Annotated in this window: 9 protein-coding genes; 4 read left to right on the forward strand and 5 right to left on the reverse strand. The window is 68.7% G+C overall.

The window, feature by feature from the left end:
- The gene (locus tag BJ987_RS01945; protein ID WP_209884108.1) at window positions 1–999 is read left to right on the forward strand and encodes a lipase family protein; all 999 of its coding nucleotides are present in this window, start codon (window positions 1–3) and stop codon (window positions 997–999) included.
- Here BJ987_RS01945 and BJ987_RS01950 read toward each other — a convergent pair.
- The gene (locus BJ987_RS01950; RefSeq protein WP_209884109.1) at window positions 952–2247 is read right to left on the reverse strand and encodes a TetR/AcrR family transcriptional regulator; all 1296 of its coding nucleotides are present in this window, start codon (window positions 2245–2247) and stop codon (window positions 952–954) included. The two genes, BJ987_RS01945 and BJ987_RS01950, sit on opposite strands and share 48 nt — an antisense overlap.
- 132 nt (window positions 2248–2379) lie before the next feature.
- Here BJ987_RS01950 and BJ987_RS01955 point away from each other — a divergent pair, with 132 nt between their 5' ends.
- Both BJ987_RS01955 and BJ987_RS01960 read left to right on the forward strand, forming a co-directional pair.
- On the forward strand, window positions 2380–3180 hold the full coding sequence (locus BJ987_RS01955; RefSeq protein WP_209884111.1) for an enoyl-CoA hydratase-related protein: 801 nt from the start codon (window positions 2380–2382) through the stop codon (window positions 3178–3180).
- A gap of 66 nt (window positions 3181–3246) precedes the next feature.
- Window positions 3247–4272, forward strand: coding sequence for an SDR family oxidoreductase (locus BJ987_RS01960; protein ID WP_209884113.1), 1026 nt, complete (start codon window positions 3247–3249; stop codon window positions 4270–4272).
- On the opposite strand, the gene BJ987_RS01965 is transcribed toward BJ987_RS01960, so the two are convergent.
- From BJ987_RS01965 to BJ987_RS01975, 3 genes are all read right to left on the reverse strand, one after another.
- Window positions 4269–5516: an Nramp family divalent metal transporter gene (locus tag BJ987_RS01965; protein ID WP_307869416.1), complete on the reverse strand. Its 1248-nt coding sequence runs from the start codon at window positions 5514–5516 to the stop codon at window positions 4269–4271. The genes BJ987_RS01960 and BJ987_RS01965 overlap by 4 nt on opposite strands.
- A 21-nt stretch (window positions 5517–5537) precedes the next feature.
- Window positions 5538–6563 (reverse strand): alpha/beta hydrolase, encoded by a 1026-nt coding sequence (locus BJ987_RS01970; protein WP_209884115.1) that lies wholly within the window; start codon window positions 6561–6563, stop codon window positions 5538–5540.
- Between the two features lie 74 nt (window positions 6564–6637).
- A complete protein-coding gene (locus tag BJ987_RS01975; RefSeq protein ID WP_209884116.1) occupies window positions 6638–23440 on the reverse strand; it encodes a non-ribosomal peptide synthetase in 16803 nt (5600 codons plus the stop codon).
- Between the two features lie 278 nt (window positions 23441–23718).
- Here BJ987_RS01975 and BJ987_RS01980 point away from each other — a divergent pair, with 278 nt between their 5' ends.
- Window positions 23719–24360, forward strand: coding sequence for a hypothetical protein (locus BJ987_RS01980; RefSeq protein WP_209884118.1), 642 nt, complete (start codon window positions 23719–23721; stop codon window positions 24358–24360).
- A gap of 11 nt (window positions 24361–24371) precedes the next feature.
- Here the strand turns inward: BJ987_RS01980 and BJ987_RS01985 are convergent, their stop codons facing one another.
- Complete coding sequence (locus BJ987_RS01985) at window positions 24372–24917, reverse strand: hypothetical protein (protein WP_209884120.1); 546 nt, start codon at window positions 24915–24917, stop codon at window positions 24372–24374.
- Window positions 24918–24939 lie beyond the last annotated feature (22 nt).

Genomic DNA, 24939 nt, shown 5'->3' on the forward strand with positions numbered 1-24939 from the left:
ATGACGTCGCGGTCGCACTTGATCGATGCGAGCCCGATCGAGTCGGCGCTGTGGCCGGCCGGGGCGGCCGGCGGGTATCGGTTGCGCTATCACGACCACGGCCGGATCAGCTCCGGATCGCTGTTTCTGCCGCCGGCGGACCGGACTCCGGAGCGCATGCCGTTGCTGACCTGGGCCCATTGCTTCCTAGGGCTCGAACACCACAACGCCCCGTCGCGCCACGGGCTCCCCGGGATCGAACTCAAGCACCTATCTCGTTGGCTGGCAGCGGGATTCGCCGTGGCGGTGGCCGACTACAAGGGACTGGACGGTTGCGGCCTCAGCCCGTTTCCCGGGACGAGCCAGATCGCCGCGGACATCATCGCCATCTGCCCGGCCGCGCGCGAATTCGACGAGCGAATCGAGAAGACCGTCGTCGCGGCGGGATTCTGTCAGGGCGGCGTGGGGGTGCTGCACGCCGCGCACCCCGGCCCCGAACTCGACTACAAGGGCGCGGTCGCGCTGGCGCCGCCGGACTTTCTCGCCTATTTCAGCCTGGTCACCGGTGATCCCGAGTTGCCTGCGGACGCGTTCATCCTCGCGCTGTTGGCCGGTGTGCGCATCAGCGACGATCGTTTTCATCCCGAGGAGTTCCTGACCCGCAAGGGAGCCGAGCTACTCGACGCCATCACCACGCTGTCGGTGCCGCAGATGCGGGACCTGCTGGCGCCGTACACCGTCGGTGATCTCGGGGCCGAGCAGGTGACACTGCGGAACCCGGTGATCGAAGCCCTCGCGCGCTGTCAGACCATTCCGCGGACCACCGCGAAATCATTTCTGGTGTGCACAGTCGACGTGGATCCGCTGGCGCCGCCGGCCGCCGCGCAGCGCTACTGCGCCGAATTGACGCACTGGGGCGCGGAGGTGACACATCGGTCGTACGCCACCGGCGGGCATATGGACATCTTGAATCTAGCGGCCGCTGACGCGATCGACTGGGCCGTCGAACGCGCCGTCTGACAGCAGGACGGCTTCCATCAGCCGGCTGACCCGCGCCAATTGTTCTGGGCGGGAATCGAATCGGACCAATCGGCCGACATCGATGACCTGGCCGATGGCCGCGTGCACCCGGAAGCGCGCTTCCACCGGATCGCCGTCGAGCAGATTCGCCCACTCCAGTACGTTCTGCCGCTGGATGGCGCGCAGCTTGTGCTGTTCGGCCTGCGGCAGGTTGGAGAACTCCGCGTAGTAGACCGGCATGATCTCCGGCATGGCGAAGGTCAGTTTGGCCTGCCGTTCGGCGATGCGCCGCACCGCGTCCGGGCGGCTGGTGGCCTCGGCGAGCGCCTCGGTGATCGCCATGGCGACGCGGTCGCCGGTGCGGTAGAACGCGGCGGCCAGCAGGTCGGCCTTGCTGGTGAAGTACCGGTAGACGCTGGAGGCGTTGATGCCGACGGCGGCGCCGATCTCCTCGATGCTGGCCTCGTGGTAGCCCTGGCGGCCGAAGATCCGGATCGCCTCGGTGAGCAGCTGTTCGCGTTTCGAGGTGACCGGCAGGCCGCGCACGGCGGGGCCCGGATCGGGTTCCGGTGGGGCGGGCGGCAATTCGACGCGCAGCACGGCCCAGGCCATATCGTGCAGCAGCGGCAGCATGCGCGCGCCGGACAGCGCGGTGCGGTGCGCGGAGATGCTGGCGACGGCGCTGAGCACGGCGGCGGCCCGCATCGCGACGTCGGCGGGCGCGTCCTGCGGGCGGAGCAGGGCGATCGGCGCGGCGAGGGTGGCGTTGAGGTCCTCGTAGATCTTGCGGATCCGGATCCGGTCGTCGCGTTCCAGGTAGCGCCGTTCCCAGCGGTAGAGCCCGGCTTCGCGGCGGATCTCGATGGTGTGCTCAGCGATTGCCCGAATCAGCGCGTCGAGCCGGTCGGACGGCGGCAGCTGTTCGTCGTCGGCGGCCGTGGCGACCGTCAGCAGATGCTTGGCGCCCTCTTCGGCGGCCGCGACCAGTAGCGCGTATTTGTTGGTGAAGTGCCGATACAGGGCGGGGCCGGAGATGCCGACTTCGGCGGCGATCTCGTCGACGCCCACCGGGTAGTAGCCGCGTTCGCTGAAAGCCCGCGCGGCGGCCCGGATGATCTGTACCTTGCGGTCCTTGGGACGACGGCGAACGGCCGCGGAAGGTTGCGCGGGCACCAGATGGCGCGGCGCGGCACGCCGCGCCGCGGTGTGGTCGGGCGACAGGTGGGCTTCGCTGCGATCCGCGACCATGCACCTCTCCCGTTCTCCCGCGGCACCGCTTGTTGACAGCGCCGGACAAGTCCACCTAAGTTAACCACAATTCGCAAAGTTAACCATTATTCATGGCCGCGAGCCCGTCGGATACCAGACCAGGAGCACATAATGAGTAATCCCGATTCCAACCGACCGGCGGGTTTCTCAGCGATCCACGACGGGAAGATTCTGCGCCTGACGCTCACCAAGCCCAAGCGCAAGAACGCCATCGACTACGACACCATGGTCGCGCTCGGTGATGCCGTGCTGGCCGCTGCCGAGGACCGCTCGGTCCGGGTCATCGTGCTGACCGGGGAGGGCAGCGATTTCTGCACCGGCGCCGACCTCAGCACCGGCCCCGAGGAAGCGGCCCGCGGGATCACCTCCGACATGGTGATGGACGCGGCCAACCGTCTGGTGAAGGGCATCGTGGACGCGCCGGTGCCGGTCATCGCCCGGATCAAGGGCGCGGCCGCCGGCGTCGGCGTCGGCATGGCGCTGGCCGCGGACCTGGTCTACGCCAGCGCGGATTCCTACCTGCTGCTGGCCTTCATCAATATCGGCCTGATGCCCGACGGCGGCGCGGCCGCGATGATCGCCGCGGCGGCGGGCCGGCCGCTGGCCGCGGAAATGGCGCTGCTCGGCGAGCGCCTGCCCGCGCCCGCCGCCGCGCAGGCCGGACTGTTCACCGCGGTCGTCGGCGACGACGAACTCGACGCGAAGGTGGAAGCCGCCGCCGCCAAGATCGCCGCCGGCCCGCGCCGCGCCCTGGAACTCACCAAGAAGGCGCTCAACGCGGCCACCCTCGGCGCGCTCGACGCCGCGCTGGCCGCCGAGAAGGCCGGGCAGAGCGAACTTTTGCAGTCCCCCGACTTCATCGAGGGCGCGACCGCGATGCTCACCAAGCGCAAGCCCGTCTTCCAGGACTGAGAGACACGCCGGGCGAGCGACTCCCGGCGACGACTCGGACGAATCGCCGGACTATGTTGACTGGCTATGGCTTACCTGGTTACCGGAGCAACTGGGTTCATCGGTCGATTCTTCATCCCTGAGCTGCTGAAGCGTCAGGGCGATATCCACGTCCTGATCCGGCCCGGCATCGACTCCGCGGACCGGTTCGCCGCCCGCGCCCGCGAATGGGGCGCGGGCGATCGAGTGCGGCCGGTGCACGGTGATCTGGGTAAGCCGAAACTGGGCATCGACGAGCGCTGGCTGGCCGAACATCGTGGAGCCATCGAGCACGTCGTGCACCTGGCCGTCGGCTACGACGCGCGCGAACCCGGCGGCGGCACCCGCAACGTGGTCGACGCCGCGGAGGACCTGAAAGCCGGGCTGCTGCATCATGTCTCGTCGGTCGAGATCGCCGGCGGCTGCGAGGGCCTGTTCACCGAGGAGATGTTCCAGGTGGGCCAAGCGCTGTCGACGCCGGCCCTGCGGGCCAAATTCGACGCCGAGCAGATCGTGCGCGAGTCCGGGCTGGCCTGGCGGATCTACCGGCCGTCCATCGTGATCGGGCACTCCGTGACCGGGGAGATGGACCGGATCGACGGACCGTACTACTTCTTCCGGCTGCTGCGAATGGCCGCGCAATTGCCGCGCATCCTGCCGGTGATCGCACCGAAGCTGGGCGAAACCAATATGGTGCCGGTCGATTTCGTGGCCCGCGCGCTGGACCACATAGCGCACACCCCGGGCGCGCACGCGACCACCTACCACTTGGTCGACCCGCGCCGGTTCCGTGCCGCCGAAGCGCTGAACCTGTTCGCGGACGAAGCGGGCGCGCCGCATCTGGTCGAGGTGATGCCCAAGCCGACGCTGGCCATGACCTTGCGTGTGCCCGGCGCGAACTGGCTACTGCCCCGGGTCGGCGTACCGCTGGAGGTGCTGGAGCACAGCGAATTCAGTTGCCGGTTCGACTGCCGCAACACCACCGAGGCGCTGGCCGGCACCGATATCAAGGTGCCCCCGCTGGACGCCTACGCGGCGCGGATCTGGAAGTACTGGATCGAGAACTGGGTCTAGGCGCCGGTGACCGTCAGATAGATCAGCAGCACGTTCAGCGCGCTGATCACCGCGGCGACCAGCCAGGCCAGCGCGGTGGTGCCGCGATGGTTCACGTCCGCGCCCATGAGCACGCGGTCACTGGTGAGGCGCACCAGCGGGATCAGCGCGAACGGGATGCCGAAGGACAGCACCACCTGCGAAATGATCAGTGCCCGGGTCGGATCGACGCCCGCGGCGAGGATCACGATGGCGGGGACGAGGGTGAGCACCCGGCGCAGCAGCAGCGGAATCCGGCGCTGGATCAGGCCTTCCATGATCATCGCGCCCGCGTACGCGCCGACCGAGGTGGAAGCCAGGCCGGAGGCGAGCAGGCCGATCGCGAGCAGCAGCGCGGCCGCCGGCCCGAGCACATCCCCGACGGCCGCGTGCGCGCCCTCGAGGGTGTCGACGTTCTCCCGCCCGCGCAGCGTATTGGCCGCCATCAGCAGCATGGACAAATTGACCGTGCCCGCGAGGACCATGGCCAGCCCCACGTCGACCTTGGTGGCGTTGAGCAGCCGCACCCGCACTGGACCACGGGCCGGGCTACCGTGCCGATCGCGAGCCAGACCCGAGTGCAGATACACCGCGTGCGGCATCACCGTCGCCCCGATCATCGCCGCCGCGAGCAGCACGCTTTCGGCACCGTCGAAGCGTGGCACCAGACCGCCCAAGGTGCCGCTCGCCGAGGGCGGCGAGAGCACGACACTGGCCAGGAACCCGATCGCGATGACGGCGAGCATCCCGGTGATGACCCGCTCGAACGGCCGCTGCCCCCGCCGGTCCTGGACCAGCAGCAGACCCATCGACACCACCCCGGTGATCAACCCGCCGACCAGCAGCGGCAGCCCGAACAGCAGCTTCAACGCGATCGCGCCGCCGACCACCTCGGCCAGGTCGGTGGCCATCGCGACGGTCTCGGCCTGACCCCAGTACGCCAATCGCACCGGCCGGCTCGCCCTGTCCCGCACCGCTTCCGGTAATGACATGCCGGTGACCAGCCCGAGCTTCGCGGACAGGAACTGCACCAGACCCGCCATCACGTTCGCCAGCACGATGACCCACACCAGCAGGTAACCGAACTCCGCGCCCGCACTGATATTGGACGCGACATTGCCGGGATCCACATAGGCGATCGCGGCCACGAACGCCGGGCCGAGCAGCGCGAAGAACGAACGCGCCCGCCGCGCGGTGGACGGCGGCGTACCGATGGCCGTACTCACACAGTGCCCGCGCCGCCGGAACTACAGCCCGAGACCCCGGGCGAGCACCGGCCAGGACTGGTGCAGATCGTCGCGCCAGTAGCCCCAGGAGTGGGTGCCCGCGGGACGGAAGTTGAAGGTGGCCGGGATACCCAGGCTGTCCAATTTCGCCTGCATGTTCCGGGTGCAGTAGTTGGTGCCCGCCTCGATGACGCCACCCACCAGCAGCTGGTTGGCCAGGCCGAACGAACCCGGCAGGGCGTAGGGCCCGTCGAGGGTGTCGTACGGACCGGGCAGACCGTTGCCGGTGGACAGGTAGAGCTCCAGTCCGCGCAGGCCCTCGGCGTGCACGTACGGGTCGTTGCGCACCCACTCCGCGGAACCTTCGGGGCCCCACATGTTTTCGGTGTCACCGCCGCCCCACACCTCGACCGTGAGCCGGACGAATTCGGAGCCGACCGGATCGGAGGTCTGCGCGCAGCCGCTGTAGGCCGCGGCCGCCTTGTACAGGCCCGGCTTGGCGATCGGCAGCGCGAGCACGGTGGTGCCCGAGGTAGACAGTCCGGCGATCGCGTTCACGCCGTTGGTGCCGAGCGCGCCGTCGATCAGCGGCGGCAATTCCTCGGTGAAGAAGGTGGTCCACTTGTTGCGACCCAGTGTGGGATCGTCCTTGACCCAGTCGGTGTAGTAGCTCCACTTGCCGCCGATGGTCTGGACGACGTTGACGTTCTTGTCGCTGAGGAACTTCAGCGCGTCGGTCTTGGCGTTCCAGGAGGCCTGGTCCTCACCGCCGCCGGCGCCGTTGAGCAGATACAGCGTCGGACGTGGCACCGAGGCATCGGCCGGGCGCTGCACCTCTACCGGGAACGTCCTGTCCATGGCCGCGGAGTAGACGTGCAGACGGATGCTGCGCGCGTCCTTGATCTCGGCCTTGGTGATCTTGGAACCGTCGGGCGCGACCGGGTTGGCCAGCAGCGCCTTGTTGTCGATGACCGGATCGACCGCCGCCGCCGGTGCCGCGCCGAGCCCGGTGACAACGCCCGCGAGCAGCGCGGCAGCCGCGATCATTGCCGCGGCCCGAGAGCCGCGACGCCGGTTCTGTCGACGAATCACTTCGCACCCACTTTTCCTCGGAGTCACCGTCACGCCATCGGTCCGCGCAGCAGTTTATCCAGAACCGGCTCGTTTTCGCTCGATGCCCCCGCTGGGTCCGGATTTGTGCCGAGGTATTCCAGACCCGCGCGGGTCAGGCGGACGATGTCACCGGTGCGATAGAGCCGCTCCCCCGCCTGGAACGGATTGGCGACGAAGTGTTCCGCCGTCAGCGCGGGTGCGTCCAGGTAGCCGCGCGCCAACTGCACCCCGGCTACATACAGTTCACCGGGCGCACCGACCGGCACCTGCCGGAGTTGCCGGTCCAGGATGTACACCTGGGTGTTGGCCACCGGCGTACCGATCGGGACCGTGCCATCGGTGTCGGTGGACCGCGTCCAGTAGGCGGTGACCACCGTGGCTTCGACCCGGCCGTACCAGTGGTGCAGTGCGCCGGGCAGTGTCGAGCCGAACCGGGCGACGGTCGCCCCGGGCAGCGGCTCACCGGCCGCGAAGACCCGGTTCAGCGTGGTGGGTGCCGCGGTGCCGCGGTCGAGGAACTCGTCGAGCGCGGACGGCTCGAAATGCACCGTGCTGACCTTCTCCCGGTCCATGATCTCGGCCAGGTAGTGCGGGTCGCGGCCGCCGTCCGGTGTCGCGATGATCAGGCGGGCACCGGTCTGCAAGGGCCAGAACAACTCCCAGGCCGCGATGTCCGCGGTGATCGGCGTTCTGTGCAATACGGCGTCCGTGGCGTCGTGCGGATATGCCGATTGGGCCCAGCGGAATTGGTTCACCAACTGGCGGTGGGTGATCATCGCGCCCCTGTGCGCCGCGGTGCGCAGGACGAAGGCGAGGTTGTCCGGGCGCGGTTCCGGCAGGTCCACCGGGATCGGATCCAGCTCGGCGATATCGAGAACCGGTATGCCGGAAGCTGTTTCGAAGCCGTCCGCCGCGGTGGTGAGCACGAATCGCGGGTGTGCGCCGGCGAGCACGTTGTCGTTGTAGTCCACCGGCTGATCCGGTTCGATCGGAACGTAGGCCGCACCGGATTCGAGCACGGCGTAGATCGCCACGACGAGATCGATGGAGCGGCGCATGGCCACCGCGATCAGCGCCTCGGGGCCGGCTCCGGACCGAACCAGGGCTCCGGCAAGCGTTCTCGATCGGTAGCGAAGTTCGGCGTAGCTGACCGTCTCCGCGCCGAAGGTGACGGCGGGAGCGTGCGGCGTGCGGACGCACTGCTCGTGGAAGAGCGACACCAGAGTCGCGTCGGCGGCGAGAACCGGCGCCTCGGTGTCGTTGAGCGAAGCCAGGATTCGACTTTCCGCGGGCAGCAGCAGATCGGTCCGGCCGAGGGTGCGCTCCGGTTCCGCGGCGAAACCGGTGAGCAGCATCCGCAGCCGCTCGGCGACCGCGTGCGCGACCGCGCTGTTGAGCACGGAACGCCGATGCCGCACTTGAACGCGCAGTTGCGTGTCCAGGATGATCCGCACGGTGAGCGGGTAGTGCGTGTAGTCCACCGCCTGTAGGTCGGTGACGTTCATGCCGTCGATAGCACCGGCCTCGATCAACGCGGCGGCGTCGACCGGGTAGGACTCGAACACCAGCGCCGAGTCGAACAGATCCTCCGCCCCGATGTCGCGCAGGCCGACGTAGCAGTGATCCCGCAAGGCGACCTGTTCGGAATGCAAGCGGCGCACCAGGTCTCGCATCGACCAGTGCGGGTCGAAGCGCACCCGCACCGGCAGGGTGCCGACGAACAGGCCGACCATGTCCTCGACGCCGTCGAGCTGCCACGGCCGACCGGCGACGCCGAACACGACTTCGTCCCGATCGGTGCAGGCCGCGATGAGCAGGCCCCAGGCGGCTTGCACAACGGTGTCGACGGTGCTGTCGGCCGCGGTGGCGAACGCCGACAGGGCGGTGGTCTCCGCCGCGGACAGCTCGAATGTCGTGACGCCCACCCCCGCACCCGGTACCGGCGGGACGGGAAGGGCGGGCGCGAGCGGCGTCGGCTCGAGACCGGCCAGCGCCGCCTGCCACACCCCCGACGCGGAATCCTGGCGCGACAACCAGACCAGGTAGTCGCGGTAGGGGCGCACAGGCGGCAGGACCGAGGTGTCACCGCGCGCGGCATACAGCGCGAGCAGGTCTCGCATCAGCAGCCGCAGGGACCGGTCGTCGACCAGGAGGTGGTGCGTGGTCAGGGTGAGGAAGCTGCGACCGGATCGGGTGCGGTGCATCGCGAACCGCAGCAGGGGCGCGACCGCCGGGTCGAAACGGCGCTGCCGCTCGTCCGCGAGCACGTCGGCCAGTTGCTCGTCGGGCACGCCGTCTACGGCCTGCCACGGCACCTCCACCCGATCCAGCACCACCTGCACCGGGCCACCGGCGGCGGTGACGAACGCGGTGCGCAGGTTGGTGTGCCGGTCCAGCAGGCTCTGGGTCGCCCGCTGCATGCGGTCGATGTAGATGCTGCCGGTCAGTTCCAGGCTGCATTGGCGAGTGTCCTCGGGACCATCGACGCGGGACAGCAGATCGGCCTGTGGCGGCGTGAGCGGAAGCAAGTCCGACAGCGCGGGATAGGTGCGCTGCCAACTGTCGATCTCAGGCTGAGTGACAGCGACCAGCGGCACGTCCGAGGGCGTGAGCCCGCCGGAGGCCGGGTGCTCGGCGTGCCAGGCCAGAGCCTCCAGCGCCGACAGCCAGTCCTGGGCCAGTTCCCGCACCTGGGCTTCGCCGATGATCTCGGCGACGTAGCGAAAGGTGACCGCCACGGCCGCGCCGTCTACACCGGCTTCGATATCGATGACCACGTCGGCGGGCAGGTCCGCGTCCGGCTCGGGCCGGTGGTGTCCCGCCGCATCGGTCGGCAGCCAGCCGAGTGCGGTGCGGGCATCATCCTCGGCGGCGCGGTAGCGGAAACCGATCTGGCCCAGGTGTTCCGGGAGTGCACCGGCGGTCTCCGGGTTCAGGTGCCGCAGCAGTCCGTAGCCGATGCCCTGGTCCGGCACGGTTCGGAGCTGTTCCTTGATGGCCTTCACCGCGGCGCCGGTGGCCGTACCGCCGTCGAACGCGGCGTCGAGATCGATCTGGCTGAGATCGAGCGCCATCGGGTACACGGTGGTGAACCTGCCGATGCTGCGGGTGAGGTCGCTGCCGGGCAGTACCCGCGCCTCACGGCCCTCGCCTTCGAGTCGCACCAGGGTGGACCGGGCGCGGATGCCGCGACGAGCGCGCCAGGCGTACACCGCCAGGGCGAGTGCGGTCAGCAGACCGTCCTCCACGCCGCCGCGGTAGAGCGCGGGCACAGTGGTCAGCACGGTCGCGGAAATATCGGCCGGTACCTGAATCCGCATCTGCTGGAGCGACTTCCGGGTGTCGGCAGCCGGATCCAGCGCGCGGCCGCCGAGCAGCGGATCCGGTGTCGCCAGCACGGTTTTCCAGAAGTCGAGCTCAGCACGGCGGGTGGCGGCAAGTCCGGCAAGTCCGTCCGCCCAGCGCCGGAACGAGGTGCCGACGGGCAGGCTGATCGTCTCCCCAGCCATCCGCTGCGACCACGCCGCAGCCAGATCAGCGGTGAGGACGCGCCGAGAGCCGTCGTCGAACACGTAGTGGTGTGCGGCCACGGCGAGCAGGTCACGCGCGTCAGGGCGATGCAACCAGGTGCACGCGAATATCTTCGCGGCACCCGGATCCAATTCCGCCACAGTCGCTTCCAGCGCCTCGACGGCGAGCCACCGCAGATCCTCGTCACTCACACCGACCGGAACGTCGGTGCGGGTGATCAGATCGGCCATCCGCAGCGAGCCAGGCGGAAGCGTCTCGAAAACCCACTGCCCGTCGACCTGCCGCACCCGCGAGCGCAGGAGATCATGGTGATCGACCACGGCGGCAACGGTTTCCACCAGCCCCGCCTCATCGATGTCGTCGGGCAGCTCGAGCATCATGGTCTCGGCGAACCGGTCGAAGACTCCGTGCCGTAGGCGGTCGGCGAGCATGGGGGTGAGGGGGATCGACTCGACAACCTCGGTTGGTTCTACCGCTCGAGAGTCGGCGTTCGATGCGCTCGGCTCCGTCGCCGCGGCGGCCGATTCCGCAGACCCTGCGGATTCGATCATCGATGGGCCGGACACCGTTGCGGCACCGGATGGTTCCGCAGGTCCTGGAGCTTCGGCATCCGATGCGCCGGACACGGTCGTCGCGGAAGCCGACTCCCTCGCGACCTCGGGCTCCGATACGCCGGACAGAGTTGTCGCCTTACCGAGTTCCCCCGGCACAGCAGCCTCGGCACCCGATACGCCCAACTCCATTGCCGCCCTTGTCGAATGCGCAGGCGGTGTGGTGCTGGACTCTGATGCACCGGCCATCATTGCGGGCGAAGCCGATTCCGCAGGCACAGCAGCTTCAGCGTCCGATGTGCCGGACACCCTTGTCGCCCGACCCAGTTCCGCGGACGCATCGGCATCGGATCTGACGGAGGCCGTCGCTGGCCCATCCAGTTCCACAGGCGATGCGGTTTCGGCATCCGGGCCGCCGGGCACCATCGCCGCCCTACTCAGTTCTGCATGTCCTGCAGCATCGGTCCCTGATACGCCGGACTCCATTGCCGCCGTCGACGACTGCGTAGGCGCTGTGGCTTCGGCATCCAATGCACCGGACACCGTTGCGACGCCACCCGATTCCGCTGATGCCGCAGGTGCAACTCTCGATACGCCGGATGTTGTCCCTGAGGCCAGATTAGAAGGCTCTGCAGCTGCGGCATCCGATGTGCCGGGCACCCTTGCCGCCCGACCCAGTTCCGCGGACGCTGCGGCTCCGGCATCCGGCCCGGCCACCATCGCCGCCCTACCCAGTTCCGCATTGCCTGCGGCATCGCCATCCGATACGTCGGGCACAGTTGTCGCAGAGCCGAATTCCGCAGGCCCCGCAGCTACAGCATCCGATGCGCCGGACACCGTCGCCGCCGAAGCCGATTCCACAGGCTCAGCAGGCTCGGCAGCCGATTTGGCGGACACCGTCGCGGCTCCAGCCTGCTCCGGAAGCGTTGGGGCCTGGGCATCCGATGCGCCGACCGGCGTTGTTGCCCTAGCTGATTCCGCAGGCCGTGCGGCGTCGGCATCCGATCCGCCGAGCACCCCTGTGGCGAAGGACGGTTTCACAGGCGCTACGGCTTCGGCATTCGATGCGCCGAATGTGGCTGCCGCCCCGGCCGATTCCACAGAGCCTGCAGCTGCGGCATCCGATCCGCCGAGTACCCCTGTGACAAAAGACGGTTCCACAGGCGCTGCGAATTCGGTATTCGATGCGCTGGGCACGGTTGAGGGGAAGGCCGGTTGCGGTGCAGCGTCGCTGTCCAGTTCGTGGCCGACATATTCCAACTCGCCGGCGGCGGTCCGGCGGACGACAGCGGTGGTTCGGTACATGCGCTCGCCCGCGACATACGGGTTCGCTACGAACGTTTCGGCCGTGTGGCCGGGGTGGGCGTGGAATCCGCGCGGTAGTCGAATGCCGGACAGGTACAGCTCACCCGGCACATTCGCTGGCACGGGCCGCAATTCGGCATCCAGGACCTTCGACCGCGGGCCGTCATGGATGACCGGTCCGTTCGCGGTCGGCGAATCGCCCAGGAAGGCCATAAGGGCAGTCGCGTGCGGGCCGTGACTCTGGTGGAACGCGCAATTCGGGAGCGCCTCAGCCCATTTCGCAACGAGCGCGGGGACGTCAGGTGCAACTACGGCGCGCAGGCTGTCCAGGCCGGCCGGTTCGAGGGTGGCCAGTATCGCGGGTGTGAGGAACGCGTGCGTCACCCGTTCGTTCCGGATCAGCTCGTAGAGCTCCGCACCGCCGGCCACGCGCGTCGGGGCGACAACCAGGGTGCCGCCGCAGGCGGTGGCGAGCAGCAATTCCAGGATCGAGACGGCAGAGTTGGGAGACGCGAAAGACAATGCACGCGAAGAGGAGTCGAGAGCGTAGCGCTCCCGCTGTTCGACCTCGAGGTCGGCCAGATCGGCGTGGGTGATCAGCACGCCTCGCGGCGAACCGGCAGCCCTGGAGGTATGGACCTCCGGTGAACCGGCGGCTGCAGAGGTGTAGACCTGCGGCGAACCGGCAGCCTCGGGGGCGTAAACCTGCGGCGAACCAGCAGTTCCAGGGGTGTAGACCTGCGGTGAACCGGCAGGCTCGGGAGCGTGGACTTGCGGCGATCCAGCGGTCCCGGAGATATAGACCGGCGGCGAACCGGCCGCCCTGAGAGCGTGAACCTGCGGCGAACCGGCGGTCCCAGAGATGTAGACCAGGTGCGCCGGATGCGCGGGACGCAGTGGGCGGACTCGGTCGGCGTCGGTGATCGGGCCGGGGTCCAGATGATCGGTGTCGAGGTCCTCCAGCCCTAGCCAGCGCAGGGTGCTGGGTAGGCCGGGCCGTACCGATTTCACCGTAAGGCCAATAGCCGCACCAGAATCGGCGACCAAGGACGCGATGCGATCGGCCGGATCGATGGGGTCGACCGGAACGGATGCTGCGCCGGACTTCGCGACCGCCCACGTGACCGATACCAAATCGGCCGAGCGCGGCATGGCAACCACGATCAGGTCCTCAGGGCCGAGATTCATCGCGATCAGCGAGCGTGCCAGGCGATTCGAGCGTTCGTCCAATTCGCCGTACGCCAGGCTGATGGGCCCGCAGACCACCGCCGGAGCGAATGGATGAAGCGCGGTGGCCTCAGCGAACAGCTCGGGCAGCGTGCCCAAGGCAGTCGGAATCAGGCCGGTTGGGGAAGCCGGGACCATCCGATCGGCGGGGTCGGGGACCTTGGCGGCACGGCGGTTCTCCATGGCATCGCGAGTCTCGACAGCATCGCTGGAGTTGAAAGCGCCGCCGGACTCGAAAGCGTCGATTGTCGCGAACGAATCGTTTTTCTCGGCAGCATTGCCGGCCTCGGCAGCATTGCCATTCCCGGCGGCATCGCTTGTCTCGAATGCATCGTAAGCCTCAGCACCGTAGGTCTCGACAGCTCTGCCACCAGCAAAAGCATCGCGAGCCTTCAGTGCATCACTGGGCACGACAGCCTTGCGACTCTCGAAGGCATCACCGATCTCAGCGGCATCGCCGGGCTCGACAGCCTTGCGCATGTCGAAGGGATCACCGATCTCAGCGGCATGGCTGGACTCGAAAGCCTCGCGGCTTTCGGCCCCACCGTCAGTGTCGACAGCGTTACGAGCTGCAAAAGCATCACCGGTCTTGGGGGCTTCGCGACTCTCGAATGCATCGTCGGTCTCCACACCAGTGCGAACTGCGAAAGCATCGCCATTCTCGAAGGCCTGGCGGCTTTCGAATGTATCGCCGGTCTCGAAAGCGCCGCGAGCCTCGAATGAGTCGCGACTCTCAAGGACACCGCCGGCCTCAACAGCATGGGGAACCTCAAAAGCATCGCTACTCTCGACGCCACCACTCTCGGCGGCATCGCCGCTCTTGAAAGCACCCTCAGCCTCGCGAGTCGCGGAAACATCGCCGCTCTCGAACGAACCGCGGCGTTCGGAGGCATTTTCAACCTCGAAAGCAGCGCGTGCGTCGGCTGCGTCGCCTGTGACCGGTGCATGGCGACTCTCGGCGTCGCCACTCGCTGAGAAGTCGCGACTCTTGAACGCATCAGCTGCGTCGACGGTCTCCGACGCATGGCGGGTCTCAGACGCATGGCGGGTCTCGCTTGCATCGCTAGCGTCGATCGAACCCCGGAGCTCGGCGGCATCACCGATCACGACGGCGTCGACCGGGATCTCCGGATCGGCGGCGACTGCCGCGAGCACTTCCTGCCACTGTGCGGTGATCGCGGTGGCAGTGGAGGGGTCGTAGCGGTCGGTGGCGTAGGACAGGCGGCCGGTGAGGGCTTCGGGGGTTTCGTGGATGGTGATTGTCAGGTCGAATCGCTCGACGGGGGGGTTGAGATCGATGGTGTGGGCGGTTGTTCCGGGGAGGGTGAAGGTTTGGGTGGGTGGGGTTCGGAGGTCCAGCAGTACCTGGAACAGTGGGTTGTGGGGGCGGGGGGCCGGGTGGAGGATTTCGATCAGGCGGTCGAAGGGGAGGTCGGCGTGGGTGAACGCGGCCAGATTTCGGCTCTGTTGCCGGGTGAGGAAATCGGTGAACGGCTCCGCTGGTTCGAGGTGGCTGCGGAGGACGACGGTGTTGACGAACATGCCGATCAGATCATCGATCGGGGCGTCGCCGCGGCCTGGGGCGGGGGTGCCGATGGCGACGTCGTCAGTGCCGGATAGTCGTGACAGCAGGACCGCCAGTGCGGCGTGCAACACCATGAACAGGGTCGTGTTGCGCGCCTCGGCCAGTTCGGCCAGCGCGGCACTGATGTCGGGTGGTACGACGAAATCGACTGCGCCACCGTGGTAGCTGGGTGTGGCCGGGCGGACGCGGTCGCCTGGAACGGTGGATTCGGCTGGTAGGCCGGACAATTCGCGCTGCCAGAAACGGATCTGCTGGGCAGCCAGTGAGTCCGGGTCGTCCTCGGCGCCGAGCAGTTGGCGCTGCCACATGCTGAAATCGGCGTACTGCGTCGGCAACGGTGGTCGGTCCGGGGCCGCGCCTTGCGCGCGGGCGGCATAGGCGGACAGGAAATCTCGGGCGAGCGGCCGCATGGACCGGGCGTCGCCCGCGATGTGGTGGACGACGAATACGAGGACGTGGTCGTCGAGATTTCCGTCCACGCGCAGCAGCGCGACCCGTAGCGGCACCTCGATGGCGACGTCGAACCCGGTGCCCACCACGGTGGCGACGCGGTCGCGCAGCTCTGCCGCGGGAACGTCGACGGGTGTGAGTGACGGAACCGCCGCTGCCGCGGGCTGAATTGCCTGGATCGGCCCAGCCGCGCCCGAGTCCGCACCGAGCTGCGGGTAGAAGGTTCGCAGGATGTCGTGCCGCGCCACCACATCGGCCAGCGCCTGTTTGAGGGCCTCGAGATCCAGTGCACCGGTCAGGCGGAGGGCGACCGGGACGTTGTAGGCGGCAGAGCTGGTGTCCAGCTGGTTGAGGAGCCACATCCGCTGCTGCGCGGGAGACAACGGGATTCGTTCCGGGCGCGGGCCTGCCACCACAGCGTGCCGCCCCGTGGCGGCTACCGCCGCGCTGTCCAGCCGGACGGCGAGCGCTTCGACGGTCGACGCCTCGAACAGCAGCCGCACCGGCACCTCGAGGTCCAGGTCCGCCGCCAGCCGGGCGGCGACGAGGGTGGCGCTGAGCGAGTTGCCGCCGAGCGCGAAGAAATCGTCGTCCACGCCGACCTGCTCGATACCCAGCACCTCGGCGTACACCTCGGCGACGGCCTGCTGACGCGCGGTCACCGGCGCACGGTAGAGCGCGGTCTCGAATACCGGCTCGGGCAACGCTTTTCGATCCAGTTTGCCCGCCGCGGTCAGCGGGATATCGTCGAGCACCATGATCGAGGTGGGCACCATGTGCGCGGGCATTCGCTGCTGCGCGTAGCCGGTCAGCTCGGCGACGTCGACGGTCCGTCCGGGCGCGGCGTGCACATAGGACACCAGCATCAGCGTGGCGGCGGTGGTGTTCTTGCGCTGGTTCCGGCGGCCGACCGTCACCGCGAAGTCGACGGTTTCGTGGTCGGCGAGTATCGCGTCGATCTCACCCAACTCGATGCGGTGTCCGCGCACCTTGACCTGAAAGTCGTTGCGGCCCAAATACTCGATCTCGTCGTGGCGGGTCCAGCGGACCACATCGCCCGTGCGGTACATCCGCGTCCCGGGCAGCCAGGGGCAGGCGACGAACCGGCTCGCGGTCAGTCCGGGCCGCCGATGGTAGCCCTCGGCCAGTTGAGCGCCGGCGATGTAGAGCTCACCGACGACACCGGCGGGCACCGGGTGCAGCCTTTCGTCCAGGACCCATTCGGTGACGCCGCGGATGGGGCCGCCGATGGTCAGGCTCTCCCCCGGCACCAGCGGCGCACTGAAATTCACGATGATCGTGGTTTCGGTGGGGCCGTAGGCATTGTGGAACTGCCTGCCGTCGACGGCCCAGCGCCGCACCAGGTCCGGCGACCAGCTCTCGCCGCCGGTGAACACTACCCGCAGGTCGGTCAGCCCGGCCGGGTCGAGCGACGCGAGCGCCGCGACCGTGAGGAACATGTGCGTAACCCGCTGTGTCCGAAGGAGTTCCGCCAGATCCGCGCCGCCGTACACATCGGTCGGGACGACGACCATGGTGCCAGCGGCCCCGGCGGCGAGCAGCAGTTCCAGCACCGCGGCGTCGAAGCTCGGCGTCGCGGCGTGCAGGGTGCGGGATTCCGGAGTGAGCGCGAACCTTTCGCACTGCTCGGCGCTGTAGCCCGCGAGTCCGGCATGGGTGACGGCCACACCCTTCGGCACGCCGGTCGAGCCCGAGGTGTACATCAGGTAGGCCACGTGCTGCGTGCGGAGCGGTCGAATCCGGTCCTGGTCGGAAATCGGTGCGGGACTGTGGCGTCCGAGATCCATCTGGTCTAGGACGAGCCATTCGATCGCGGCGGCGTGCGCCCACATACCGGCGGACTCCACCGTAAGACCCAGGGCCGCACCCGAATCGGCGAGCATGTGCGCGAGGCGCGCGGGCGGATAGGACGGGTCCACCGGCACGAAACCCGCACCGGACTTCGCCACCGCCCACAATGCCGCGACCGATTCGATCGAGCGCGGCATACCGACTGCCACCAGGTCACCCGGGCCGGCGCCCCGCGAGATCAACTCGCGTGCCAAACGTGAGGACAGCGCGTCCAATTCGGCGTAGGTCAGGGATTGTTCGCCGCATTGCACGGCGACCCGGCCGGGCTCGCGCACCGCGGCGGCGGCGAGGAGGTCGGGCAGCGTGCTGGACGCGGTGACCGCCGGTCCGGCCATCTTGGTGAGCCGGTCCAATTCGGCGTCCGACAGCACGCGCAGATCACCGACGGCCGTCGCGGCATCGGCGACGATCTCGCGTAGCAGCCGCACGAAGCGTTCCGCGAAGGCGCGGATGGTGGATACATCGAAAATGTCGCGGGCATAGCTGAGTTCACCCGCCAGGCCGTCGGGGCCGCCCGCCGCGCCCTCGGCGAGGTTCAGCTGCATGTCGAAGCGCTCGATGTCGACGGGTGCGTCCAGGCCGCGGATGCTGAGGCCGGGCAGTTCGAAATCGCCCGCGGGCGGGTTCAGGAAGGACAGCGCCACCTGGAACAGCGGAGTGCGTCCGGTGGAGCGGGCCGGTGCCAGCACGTCGACGAGTTGCTCGAACGGGATATCGGCGTGCGCGAACGCGGCCACGTCGGCTTCGCGCTGCCGGGTCAACAGCTCGGCGAACGACTCGGCGGGATCGATGTGGCTGCGCAGCACCACAGTGTTGACGAAGGTGCCGATCACGTCGTCGAGTTCGCCCACGCCCCGGCCGGCGACCGGGGTGCCGATGGCGACGTCGTTGCGGCCGGCCATGCGGGCCAGCAGCACGGCGAGCGCGGTGTGCACCACCATGAAGACGGTGGCGTTGACGCCGCGGGCCAGCTCACTGAGGCCGCGGTGGGTGTGCGCGTCCACCCGGAAGCTCACGGCGCCGCCCTGATAGGACTGGGTGGCCGGTCGCGGCCGGTCCAGCGGCAGCGTCGATTCCTCGGGCAACTCCGCCAGCGTCGTCTGCCAGAAGTCGAGCTGCGCCGCAGCCATCGACAGCGGGTTTCCGGCGTCGCCGAGCAGGGCTCGCTGCCACAGCGCGTAGTCGGCGTACTGCACCGGCAGCGGCGCCCAATTCGGCTCGGCGCCTTGTGATCTGGCGGCATAGGCGGCCATCAGGTCCCGGGTGAGCGGGCCCAGCGACCAGCCGTCGGCGGCGATGTGGTGCACCACCACGAGCAGGACGTATTGCGCGGCGGTGTGATTCGATGCGGAACCCCCGGATGACGGAACCTCGTCCGGGCGGTCCGCGACCTGGAACAGCGACATGCGCACCGGAACCTCGGTCGCGACATCGAAACCGGTGCCCGCGAGTTCGGAGACGCGCTCGTACAGTTCCTCCTCCGGGACGAGGACCGGGCGCAGGTCCGGGGTGGCGTCGGCCGGGTCCAGGATCACCTGGGCCGGGCCGTCCGCCGACTGCGGATAGACGGTACGCAAGGTTTCGTGCCGGGCCACGATATCGGCGGCCGCCGCCGCGAGCGCCTCGACATCGAGGTTTCCGGACAGCTGCACGGCCACCGGCAGGTTGTAAGCCGCTGCGGCAGTGTCGAATTGGTTCAGGAACCACATGCGCTGCTGTCCCAGCGACAGCGGTATCGGATCCGGTCGCGGGCCCGCGACCAGCGGTGGGCGGCCGTTGTCGGTGATCTCGATGCGGGCGGCCAGCGCGGCGACGGTGGACGCTTCGAAGAGCAGCCGGACGGGCAGCCGGGTATCGAAGGCCGCACCGAGCCGGGCGGCGACGCGGGCGGCGCTGAGCGAGGTGCCGCCCAGGGCGAAGAAGTCGTCGTCACGGCCGATGCGCTGGGTCTCCGGGCCGAGCACCTCCGCGAACACTTCGGCCACGGCCGCCTCCAGCGGAGTGGCGGGCGCGGTGCGGGTGGTGGTTTCGAAAACCGGTGCGGGCAACGCTTTCCGGTCCAGTTTGCCGGAAGTGTTCAGCGGTAGCTCCGGCAGCGGCAAGATCGTCGCGGGCACCATGGCGGGCGGTAGCACCTCGGCCAGGGCGGCGCGCAACTCGAGCACGTCCGGCGAATGACCCGGTGTGGCAACGACATAGCCGACGAGCTGGTCACCGGTGGGTCCGGCGGAAACGGTAGCGACCGCCTGGCTGACCGAATGCTGTGCCAGCAGCGCGGTTTCGATCTCGCCGAGCTCGATGCGCTGACCGCGGAACTTCACCTGGAAGTCGGTGCGGCCGAGGTATTCCAGACGATGCGGCGAGTCGCGCCACCGCACCAGGTCGCCGGTGCGGTACATCCGGTCGCCGGTGCCGAAGGGGTTGGCCACGAACCGTTCCGAGGTCAGATCGGGCCGGCGGGCATAACCGCGGGCCAGTTGGGCGCCGGCTAGATACAGCTCGCCCGGAACGCCGGCCGGGACCGGCTGCAACCGCGAATCCAGGACATAGACCAGGGTGTTCCATTGCGGGACACCGATCGGCACGGTCCGCACGTCGGTGACGGAGGCGGGCCAGTAGGTCACCGAGACGGCGGTCTCGGTCGGACCGTACAGGTTGTGCAGGGGCGCGCCCGACACCGTGCGCCAGGCGGCGACGGTTTCCGGCGGCAGGACCTCACCGATGACGAAGACGTGGCGCAGCGCCGGGTAGGCGTCCCAGTAGCGCTGCGGCGAATTCGCACGGCGGTTCGGTGAACGGCGTGAGCCGTCGGCGGCGAACTCCGCGGTGTGCGCGGCGAAGACGGTCAGCATCGACGGCACGAAGTCGGTGACCGTGACCTGCTCGGCGACAAGGGTTTCCGCGACGTATCGCGGATCACGATGCCCGGCGGGCGTCGCCATGAGCAGTTTCGCACCGGCCCGCAACGGCATGAAGAAGCCCCACAGCGAGACGTCGAAGGTCGTCGCCGTCTTCTGCAGGTACACGTCGCCGGGGCCGAGCGGGTAGGCGGCCAGCATCCAGGTGATCTGGTTGTGGATCGCCGCGTGCGTGATCGCGACGCCCTGGGGGCGGCCGGTCGAGCCCGAGGTGAAGATGATGTAGGCCAGGTGCTCGGGATGGAGTCGGCGTCGGAGTTCTTCGGGGCGAACGGGTTCGGCGTCGAATCCGCTCAGATTCACGGTGTCGAGCAGGACCACCGGGATCTCCGCGGGCACCGCCTCGGCCGCGCCGGTGACGCTCAATACGCAGACCGGTTGCGCGGTATCGAGGATGTGACCGATGCGCTCGGCCGGATGGTCCGGGTCCAGCGGCAGGAAGGCGCCGCCGGCGGTGAGCACCGCGTACATGCCGACGACCAGATCGAGGGAGCGCCGGATCGACAGGGCCACCACGGATTCCGGGCCCACGCCCCCCGTGATCAACAGTCGCGCGAGGCGGTTGACCCGCTCGTCGAACTCGCGATAGGTCAGCTGTGTGCCCTCGTACTCGAGCGCGACGGCATCCGGGTCCGCGGCGACCGCGCGCCGGTACCCGTCCAACAGCAGTTCCGCGGCGACTTCGTGGCGAGTATTGTTCCAGCCCAGCAGAATTCGGCTCCGCTCCGCGGGTTCCAGCACGTCGAGCGCACCGACCGGTCGCCGCGGATCCGCCGCGACCGAGGCCAGCAACCGGGTGAACCGGTCGGCGAACTCCGCGACCGTCGGCTCGTCGAACAGGTCGATGGCGTAGGTGAACAGGACCGACAGACCGCTGGGCGCGCCGTCGCGCTCGCGCGGCAGCACCGTCAGTTGCAGGTCGAATTTAGCGATCGCACCGTCGAAATCGACGACGTCCGCGGTCAATCCGGGCAGTTCCAGGGTCGTGCGGTCGGTGTTCTGGAAGAACAGCGCCACCTGGAACAGGGGGTGATGCGCCTGCGAGCGGACCGGGTCGAGGATTTCCACGAGTCGTTCGAACGGCAGCTCGGCATGCGCGAACGCCGCCAGGTCGGCCTCTTTCGTGCGATCCAGGAGTTCGCGGAAGGACGCTGCGCGATCGATGCGGGTGCGCAGCACCAGCATGTTCGAGAACAGGCCGACGAGGTCGTCGAACCCAGGCTCGTCGCGACCGGCGACCGAGGTGCCGATGGCGATGTCGTCGGCATCGGATAGCCGCGCCAGCAGAGTCGCCAGCGCGGCGTGCACCACCATGAACAGCGAGGCGCCGGTCTGCTGCGCCAGATCCGCCAGTCGGCGGTGCGTCTCGGCGGGGATCTCGAACCCGAAAACCGCACCTCGACCGGTGGCCACCGGGGGGCGCGGCCGATCCGCGGGCAGGTCGATGCGGTCCGGGATACCCGTCAAAGCCGTTCGCCAGTAGGCAATTCGACCGGCGGCGAGCGAATCCGGATCATGCTCCTCGCCCAGGAACTCGCGCTGCCACAGCGCGTAGTCGGCGTACTGCACCGGCAGCGGCGGCCAATCCGGGGCCGCACCGGCGACCCGGCTGCCGTAGGCGGCCATCAGGTCGCGCACCAGCGGCGCGATCGACGCACCGTCGACGGCGATGTGATGCGCCACCACGATGATCACGTGCTCGTCGGCACTGAACCGCGCCAGCGCCATCCGCAGCGGCACCTCGGTGGTGACATCGAATCCGGCCAGGGCGTAACCGAGCAGCCACTCCTGCAATTCGTGCTCGGCGACCGGCTGCGGTGTCAGATCGGGCAGCACCCACAGTGTGGGCTGGATCGACTGGTAGCCGGCGCCGTCGACCTCCGGGTAGCTGGTGCGCAACGACTCGTGCCGGTCGATCAGATCGGCGACCGCGGCTTGCAAGGCTTCCACCCGCAGATCGCCGGAGAGCCGGATGGCGAAGGGGAGGTTGTAGGCGGCCGAGTCGGGGTCGAACAGGTTGAGGAACCACATGCGTTGCTGGGCCGGTGTGAGCGGGATGCGCTCCGGGCGCGGCCGGGGTGGCGCGGCGTCTGCGCCGGGGTCGGCCTGAATGTCCCGGCGCCCCATGTACTCCAGTTCGCCGTCCGGATGCCGGCGCACCAGGTCGCCGGTGCGGAACAGCCGGGGACTGCCGGGGTCGAACGGATTAGCCACGAATCGGGTGGCGGTCAACGCCGGTTTCCCCAGATAGCCGCGCGCCAATGACGCACCGGCGACATACAATTCGCCGACCTCACCGTTCGGCACCGGAGTTAGTCGCTCGTCCAGGACATATTCGCTGACGCCGCGAGTGGACGCGCCGAGGGTGACCGGCTGATCCGGCGACATCGGCCCGGCGCAGTTCGTCATGATGGTGGCCTCGCTGGGTCCATAACCGACGAAGAACTCGCGCTCGGCCTCGGTCCAGCGGCGCACCAGATCGGGTGGGCACTGCGCACCGACGGCCAGCACCATGCGTAGTTCGTCGAGGCCGTCCGGGTCGACCGAGGCCGATATCGGCGGGGTGAGGACGGCATGCGTCACCCGTTCCCGCAGCAGCAGCGCGGTCAGGCCGGGGCCTTCCTCGAAGGTGGGGGCGACGGCCACCATGGTGGCCGCGGCGCCGACCGCCAGCAGCATTTCGAAGACCCAGGCGTCCGACCCGGGTGCGGCGCGCAGCAGTACCCGGGACTCGGCGGTCACGCCGTAGCGGGCGCGTTGCTCCTCGCACAGCACACCGAGACCCGCGTGCGTGACGACCACGCCCGTCGGCAGAGCACCGGCCCCGGAGACGTACCCGACGTACGCCGGATGCTCGGCTTTGAGCGGCCGCACACGGTCGGCATAGGTGACCGCGTCGGCGGGCTGTCCGGCCAGCGCGTCCAGCTGCTCCGGCGCGTCCAGCTCGAGCCAGCGCACCCGATCGGGCAGGCGGGAGCGCAGCGCGCGCACCGTCAAGCCGAACACGGCACCGGAATCGGCCACCATGTGCTCGATCCGGTCGACCCCGCTGTCGGGGTCCACCGGGACGAACCCCGCCCCGGCCTTCGTCACCGCCCACACCGCGACCAGCGCATCCACCGACCGGGGCAGGCTCACCGCCACCAGGTCCTCGGTGCCGACTCCGCGATCGATCAGCAACCGTGCCAGACGAGTGGAACGCACGTCGAGTTCGGCGTAGGTCAGCTCGTCCAGGGTCTGCTCGGCGGTGCCGAAACGTAGCGCGACACCATGGGGATTCGCTTCGACCGCGGAGCCGAGTAGCTGCGGCAGCGGTTTGAGGCGCGCGCGTTGACCGCGGGCGGCGGGCCGCGTCCTGGTCGGACGGGTCATGCGCGCACCGGTCCCGTCCACACGTACCGGCAACCCGAGTCGACCCGAACCATGAAGCAGCTCCACTATCTATCCAGCTATCAGTCGAGCCTTGTGCTCCCCTTCACAGCGACTTCCTGGTCAGCATCGTAGAGATACCGGCCGTTCGGTGCCAGATTGGCTGGATAGACCCGCACCCCGGTCTGTTCGCGCGAGCGTCGTTGCGCCGCAATCGGCTTTGCCACTGGCATGCTGAGTCCGTGAATACTCGGACCTTTGGCAAGTCATTGCTGATCTGCGTGAGTTTGCTGGTACCCGCGTGCTCGGATGATGACGGTGGCGGATCCCCCGATCAGTCCGTGCTGAGCGACTCCGAGTTCCCGGGGGGTGAGAAGACGATGGACGTCCCCGACGATCAGGTGCGCAGTCGGATGACGGACGTGCTCTCGGTCCAGGGCGCCGATTCCGTCGCACCCCCGGAATGTCAGGGCCCGATCGAGGAGATGACCGAACAAGCCGAGAAAGTCACCGCCGACGCCGATTTCGCCGCGGCGTCCGGCGGCACGCCCCCCTCGGTCTATTTCGAGGCCGTCTCCGCCACCCAGGCCGACCTCGCCAAGTTCAGTACGGCCGTGACCACCTGCCCGCGCATGCAGGTGGTCAGCACCAGCCCCGATCGCCAGAACCTGAATTCGCAGGTGACGCTGGAACCCCGCAAACTTCCGGCGGCGCTCGACGGCGTGCAGGCCGTCGCCTATCGCACCACCACCGTGTCCTCCGTTCCCGGCTTCGGCGCCTTCACCATCAAGGCCTACATCGGCTGGGCCCTCGTCGACAACAAGACCGTCGCCGTGCGCGCCGCTGTGCAGACCGCCGATTTCGATGAGGCCGCCGCCGAACGCTTCTTCGTCGCGGCGGTCGACAAGGTCCGGAAGAAGTAGATCGCCGCGGGTCAGCGGTATTGGTCGGCCAGTTCGGGTAGGTGCGGCGAGGTGGCGGCCAGGTCGCGGGCGTAAGCCTGGAAGCTGGTGCGGGCGCTGTCCAGGTTCATGCCGAGGGCTGTTTCGACGAAGACGCGGTCACCGCCCACCAGAATGAAATCGTCGGTGGAGATCAGCACGGCCGCCATGTGGTCGGTGGAGGCCAGCAGGACATCGGTGGTGCCGGGCCAGCGCCAGGCGACGATGTCCTCCAGGTTGGTCAGCACGGCCTGGTCCGCTTTGGCCTTACCTCGGCGCTCGGTGGTCAAGCCGTAGATCTGGTCGTAACCGGCCCAGGAGAAGCCGTTCAGGATGTGGGCCGCGCCCGGATCGCTGGCGAGGCTGCCGACCCCGGGCCCCGGCACCACGAAACGCCCTGCCCGCGTGGCCCATTCGGGGCGGAATTCCCGCGCTGACGCCAGAAAGTGGTCCCGCAGGCGGGCGCTTTCTTCCTTGGTCAACTTGTGCATGCCGCCGCCCTCCTGCTCGGTCCACACTCGGAACAGCAATCGAACCACGCGGTATGCGACTCCTCCGGCA

This window comes from Nocardia goodfellowii (genome assembly GCF_017875645.1).
In the GTDB taxonomy this organism is placed as follows: Bacteria; Actinomycetota; Actinomycetes; order Mycobacteriales; family Mycobacteriaceae; genus Nocardia; species Nocardia goodfellowii.